Origin of the sequence: Streptomyces sp. NPDC058701, assembly GCF_042715295.1 — a bacterium.
Taxonomy (GTDB): domain Bacteria; phylum Actinomycetota; class Actinomycetes; order Streptomycetales; family Streptomycetaceae; genus Streptomyces.
This window is the reverse complement of sequence record NZ_JBHXSY010000119.1, coordinates 1-3,414: the sequence shown is the minus strand read 5'-3', so window position 1 is coordinate 3,414 and position 3,414 is coordinate 1. Positions and strand designations below refer to the sequence as shown.

Sequence of the window (3,414 nt, the reverse complement as noted above, 5' to 3'; positions counted from 1 at the left end):
AGGCACTGAACCAGTTCTCACTCTTCTTCGAGGACCGGCTCAGCATCCAATGACACCAGACGACTTACACAAGATCGCTGACACGCCCTCAGTGGCGGGCCGCACCGGACGCCGCCCCCGTATCGTGTCCGCGCCGTACGCGGTGGGAGGCGTGGTGCGCGGACCCGAAGCCCTTCCCCTAGGCGACTACCGGACCCCCGCCGTCTACGAGGGGGAAGTCGTCGAGGTCGGCAGCGGCTGGAACGCCGTCGACGCGGACAACTCCTACCTCTGGGTACGTTTCGCGGACCGCACCGAACGCCGCCTCGCCATGACTGATCGTTTCAGAATGAGATTCGTTGCGGGGCTTGGCAGTTGGGTGTGGTGTCGGCAGGGTCTGGGGTGTGTCTGTTGATCTCGTGCCTGATGACTTGTGGGAACGTGTGGCCCCGTTGTTGCCGGGGCGTCCGGCCAGGCGGTTTAGGTATCCCGGGCGACTGCCGGTGGATGACCGTGCGGCGTTGAGGGCCATCGTTTGCCTGCTGTGCAAGGAAGTGAGCTGGCGGGACGTTCCCGCCGAGCGGATCGGCTGCAGCGGTGTGACGGCCTGGCGCCGGCTTCGGGGGACCGAGGCTGGCGTGTGGCCCCGCCTCCACCAAGTCCTGCTGAGCGAGCTGCGGGCCGCCGGGCTGCTGGACATGGATGACGCTTCGATCGACGCCTCGCACGTCAGAGCTCTCAAAGACATCTCAGGGAGCCAAGAAGTCAAGCTGCCTGCCCTTCGGAGAGCGCGAGTAGTGGGCTGAAGGCGTGTTGTTCGTCGTAGCACTTGCCGGTCTGAAGGCAGTGGTGGAGCTGGCCGAGGAAGCGGTTGAGCAGGTTGCGTTGAGCGGCGTTGTGCCAGTCTCCGTGTTCGCGTCGGCGCCGGTAGTGGGCGTCGGCCCCCGGTGAGGCCTGGAGGGCGGCGAAAGCCCAGAGGAAGCCAGCGTTCATGAGCCGGTTGTTCTTGACGAAGCGGCGTCCGACGAAGCGTTTCTTCCCGGAGGCGCGCGTGATCGGTGCGGAGCAGGCATAGGACTTGAGGGCTCTCGCGTCGCTGAAACGAGCCCGGTCGTCGCCGATCTCGGCGAGCACCCTGGCGCCGAGCAGAGAGCCAAGGCCGGGAAGCTGAGCAGGATCTCGCTGTCCGCGTGCTGGTGGAAGGACGCTTCAGCGGCGGCGGCGAGGTCGTCCGCGGCCTGGCAGGCCGCGGACCGTTGCGTGAGGAGGGCCTGCAGCTGCTTACCGAAGGCGTCTTCGACCACCGGAATGTGGCGGGCGTACTCGGCGCGGAAGACGGCCTGCAGGCGCTCGGCTTCGGCGTCGAAGGAGCGGGTGCGTCCGCTGCGTTTGAGGGCGGCCCGTAGCTGAGCGAGGGTGAGCCGGGCTGCTTTGGCCGGGGTGGGTGCCAGGGCTAGGGCGGCGCGGGCGTCGGGCCTGGTCAGGCCGCCCTTCTTGCCCTGGAAAGCGAGGAGTGCAAGAACTCGCGGAGGAGTGAGCGGACCAGGTTGGCGATCTGCTGCCTGCTCCAGACGGCGTCTTGCTGGGCTCGGGCCAGCACGGTGATTGCTTGTACGAGTTCGGAGTCGGCCGGCAAAGGTCGGTGCATGGCCATGTCGGTGCGGAGGATGTTGGCCAGGACCAGGGCGTCCCCGGGGTCGGATTTCTTGCGGTTGACGCCATGGCGGTCGCGGTAACGCGAAGCTGCGAGCGGATTGATCGCGAAAACCTTGCGGTTCCCGGCGCGCAGGGTCGCCACGAGCAGACCGTGACTGGTCTCGATGGCCACGGGTATAGGGACTTCGGGGCCATCGCCGTGTTCGGCCAGGAGTTCCAGGAGCTTGTGGTAGCCGGCTGCGTCGTCGGTGATGCGTGCTTTGGCGAGCAGGGTGCCGGTGTCGTCGACGAGGGCGACGTCGTGGTGTCGCTCCGCCCAGTCGATTCCGCAGAAGATGGTCAAGCTGTCCTCCCAGATCCGTCCGTTCATGCAGGTCACGAGCACTTGTGGGTCACGCGGCGCCCTAATCCCAGGACTCGTTGGTCCGCCATCTCAGAAGCCGTTCGCGACACCAGCGCACACCAGGGGCTCGATCTTTCTGTGGAGCTCGAAGGCTCGCGGGTGTAACGAGAGGTCGTCCCTGGGGCGGGCTCGCGCCGTGACGTTCAACGTTCGGACGTGCGTCGCAGGTTTCGCGGTGGTCACGGAGGCCCCGGGCCGCGCCGCTCTTGACAGAGGCCTCGAACGGCCAGGGGAACGGAGGTGTCGGCCCGGGGCCCGCGTCACCCCGCGAAGGTTGCCGGTGACGGTGCCGCTCTTTGAGGAGGCCTCGCGGGCCAGGGGACTCAAGACCTCCGTCACCGGCATCAAGCGACTCGAGCCCCTTGCACGAACGAGTTCGAACCGCCTACAGGTCGAATTAGGGGGGCTCACACCGGACCTTCGCCGGTTGACCGCGCCCGCCTGGGGAGCAAGCACCACCTCATCGTCGACCGGCACGGAACCCCACTCGTCGCCTCCCTGACCAGCGAAAACCGTCACGACGTCACCCAGCTCATGCCTCTGATCGACGCGATGCCCCGCATCCGCGGGCTTCGAGGACGGCCACGTCACCGGCCCCGCCGACTCTTCGCCGACCGCGGCTACGACTTCGACAAGTACCGGCGTCTGATCCGGGCCCGCGGGATCGCGCCCAAGATCGCCCGCCGGGGCACACTCCATGGCTCGGGCCTGGGCAAGACCGGCTGGGTCGTCGAGCGCACCTTCGCCTGGCTCCACCAGTTCAAACGCCTTCGAATCCGCTACGAGATACGAGCCGACCTCCACCTCGGACTCCTCCAACTCACCTGCAGCATCATCTGTTCACGACGACCCCGAACCTCATTCTGAAACGATCAGTTACGTAGGGACTCCAGCAGCCGTAGCGGGCCAGTAGCTTGCGGGTGTCGTTGGTGCTGAGGCCGAGGAGGCCTGGTCGGGCGGGGTGTCTTTGTGGGTGTCGTGGGCTGCCCAGTACTCGACGACGTCGGTGACCTCGGCGGGCACGGGGACGGTCGTCGCCGCGACGGCGGCGATGTGGCCGTCCCAGTCCTGCAGGCAGGTACTGCGGTTCGGTGGTCATTTGGCGACCTCGTCGTCGCGGGCCACCTCCTGGACCACCCTGACCCTGTCGGACGGAGCGACCTGGGCCGCAGCCGCCGGTCTGCGCAGCAGCTCGAACCCGAGAGATCGCACCTGTGGGTGGCAACTCACAAGCCTTGACGAACCGAGGTCAGCTCCTGCTCGCGTAGAGCTCGTAACACGATCTTGATGAGATGCTCTGGTCAGCCGTGACCGGTGTGACGATTCGGCCGTTCGTGAGTGTGTGAGTACTCGGCCGTGGATCGTGGACGACGACT

The 3,414-nt window shown here is 66.8% G+C and carries 1 protein-coding gene and 3 pseudogenes; 2 read left to right on the top strand and 2 right to left on the bottom strand.

All coding sequences use genetic code 11. The features are described 5' to 3' along the window. Positions 1 to 383: 383 nt before the first annotated feature. Positions 384 to 722, top strand: a pseudogene (locus ACFWW8_RS38285) (transposase); the annotation flags it as partial. Between the two features lie 22 nt (positions 723 to 744). Here ACFWW8_RS38285 and ACFWW8_RS38280 read toward each other — a convergent pair. Next, a pseudogene (locus ACFWW8_RS38280) lies at positions 745 to 1,993 on the bottom strand (IS110 family transposase). A 447-nt stretch (positions 1,994 to 2,440) separates the two neighbouring features. On the opposite strand from ACFWW8_RS38280, the pseudogene ACFWW8_RS38275 reads away from it, so the two are divergent. Then, positions 2,441 to 2,905 (top strand): annotated as a pseudogene (locus tag ACFWW8_RS38275) (IS5 family transposase); the annotation flags it as partial. Between the two features lie 228 nt (positions 2,906 to 3,133). Here the strand turns inward: ACFWW8_RS38275 and ACFWW8_RS38270 are convergent. Further along, positions 3,134 to 3,250 carry a DUF6192 family protein gene (locus tag ACFWW8_RS38270; protein ID WP_386537487.1) on the bottom strand — a complete coding sequence of 39 codons (117 nt, stop codon included), beginning with the start codon at positions 3,248 to 3,250 and terminating at the stop codon, positions 3,134 to 3,136. Between the last annotated feature and the right edge of the window lie 164 nt (positions 3,251 to 3,414).